At 44.7% G+C, this 2,600-nt stretch carries 2 protein-coding genes; both read left to right on the forward strand.

All coding sequences use genetic code 11. The features are described from left to right. Window positions 1-175: 175 nt before the first annotated feature. Entirely contained in the window at window positions 176-862 is a 687-nt protein-coding gene (gene ung, locus AB5618_RS21210) for a uracil-DNA glycosylase (protein WP_118584187.1), read from the forward strand. Window positions 863-865: 3 nt separating this feature from the next. Further along, the gene (locus AB5618_RS21215; protein WP_237963821.1) at window positions 866-2,485 is read left to right on the forward strand and encodes a polysaccharide biosynthesis protein; all 1,620 of its coding nucleotides are present in this window, start codon (window positions 866-868) and stop codon (window positions 2,483-2,485) included. Window positions 2,486-2,600: the final 115 nt, after the last annotated feature.

Consider the following 2,600-nt stretch of genomic DNA (forward strand, 5'->3'; position numbering starts at 1 on the left):
CCATGACTTACGGAGACTTAGGCGCGAAGGCTTTCCTGAGCGTCTTAGTCGTAGTTAGTCATTAGCTTGCCGGAACGCCTGGACGCGCGGCGGTGAATATACATTGTGAAATCGCGTCCGGAATAACGACCAACCAATTAAATAGCAAAATACAAAAGATGAGGTGACAATTAAAATGGGCCAGATAACAGGAGACTGGCAGGCCGCGCTGAAGAATGAATTTCATCAGCCATATTATGCCAAACTATATAAAACAATAATGGAAGAATACCGCACCACGAAAGTATTCCCACCGCCCCAGGATATGTTTAATGCTTTCGAATACACCCCGTTAAACGATGTAAAAGTAGTTATTCTGGGTCAGGATCCCTATCATAACGATGGACAGGCCAACGGCCTTTGCTTCTCTGTAAGAGAAGATATAGACATTCCCCCGTCTCTGGTAAACATTTATAAAGAACTCCACAGCGACCTGGGCTGCTATATTCCTGACAACGGCTGCCTGGAAAAATGGGCAAAACAAGGCGTATTTCTTCTGAACACAGTACTGACTGTCCGCGCCCACCAGGCGTTTTCACACAGAGGAATCGGCTGGGAACAGTTTACCGATGCGGTTATCCAGACCCTGAATGATCAGGACCGCCCGATCGTATATCTTCTCTGGGGAAGACCTGCCCAGATGAAAAAAGCAATGCTGAACAATCCGAAGCAGCTGGTACTCACAGCTGCACATCCAAGCCCGCTGTCTGCGTCAAGAGGATTTTTCGGATGCAGGCATTTCAGCCAGACCAATGAATTTCTGGAGAAAAACGGGCTTGCCCCCATTGACTGGCAGATTGAAAATATCAAAAAGGAACAATAAGAAATGGGGAAAAAGAACGATAACACACTTGTAAAAAATGCTTCATTCCTGATGATCGCGGCATTGATCTCCAAGATCATCGGAATGCTCTATAAAAGTCCGCTTTCCAATACTCTTGGAAATAACAGTATGGGTCTTTTCAATTATGCCCAGAATGTTTACTTTATCCTGCTGATGATCGCTTCTTTCAGCATTCCGCAGGCAGTATCCAAGATTATGGCAGAAAAGCTGGCTTTTAAACGTTACAGAGACGCCCAGAAGGTATTTCACTGTGCGCTGTTATATGTAATCATAATGGGAGGCGTAGTAGCACTTTTTTGTCTTTTCGGCTCGTCCATTCTGGTGCCGGAATCCATGTCCGGAGCCAGACTTGCACTGAAAATGCTGGCACCAACCATTTTCCTGTCAGGAATTCTTGGTACCTTCCGAGGTTATTTTCAGGCATATCGAAACATGCTCCCTACCTCATTGTCCCAGATTGTGGAACAGTGTTTTGTAGCGGTTTTTGCAATCTTGATGTCTACTGTCATGCTGAATAAATTCAGTAATGCGGAAGAATCTGTACGAAATGCCTGGGGGGCTGCCGGAGCTACTATGGGAACCGGTGCCGGAGTTGCATCAGCGTTACTTTTCATGCTTTTTGTATATTGGGTAAACCGAAAGAATATCAAAAAGAGACTGGCAAGGGATACCCATTCCCGTGATGAGGCCACCGGCGAGGTTATGAAGAATATCGTTCTCATCGTAATGCCGATCATCCTCAGCTCTTTTATTTACAATGTAAACGGCTTTATTAACAGTTATATGTATTCCGGCATTCAGGGCTTTAAGGGAATTGACCATGATACCATTACAAGTCTCTACGCGGAATATGGCTATTATATGACCCTGATCAATATTCCCCTTACGCTTGCAAGTACAGCACCCACATCCATGATTCCGGAGGTTTCTGCCCAGTATGCCAAGAGGAATATGGACAGTGCCAGAGATAAGATCGACCGCGCAACCTGGATCAGTATGTTTATTTCCATTCCGTGTGCAGTTGGGCTTGCAGTTCTTGCCGGCCCGATCACAAGACTTTTGTTTCCGCGAACAGAGGGAGCAGCAGCTCAGCTGATGATGCTTGGTGTCATTACCATCATTCTCAATGGAAATTCCAATATTTCCAATGGTGTGCTGCAGGGAATCGGAAAGCCCAATATCCCCATGATCAATGCAGCAATTGCTCTGGTAGTGGATGTGATTGCCATGGCAATCCTGCTGTTTGCAACTGACCTTGGTGTATACGCTATTGTAGTGGCAATGATTATTTATGCGGTTGTTATGTGTCTGCTGAACGAGCGGGCGATGAAACAGTATATGCAGTACAAAAATCCATGGAGAAGTGCTTATCTGAATCCACTTCTGGCATCTGTGCCTATGGCTGTAGTGGCAGGCTTTTCCTATTATGGAATTTATAAGCTGATCCATTCCAATTTCATCAGCCTTGGAATCGCAGTGGTTCTTGGAATGGTTGCCTATTTTATTGTATATCTGGCAGTGAGCAAGCCATCTGATGAGCAGTTTGCCATGATGCCAGGCGGAGCCTACCTGAAGAAAATTGCAGGGAAACTGCCGTTTTAGAATATGGTTTTTAAATATGCTATTAAAATTATAATATATGTCAAGCGTTTTTGAAAATGTCCTAAAATAATTGAAGTATTAGCCCCGGCTTTTTGCTGGGGCTTGTTAAATTGAT

This window comes from Ruminococcus sp. J1101004sp1_RTP21198st1_B9_RTP21198_201120 (assembly GCF_040924245.1).
Classification (GTDB): domain Bacteria; phylum Bacillota; class Clostridia; order Lachnospirales; family Lachnospiraceae; genus Blautia_A; species Blautia_A faecis.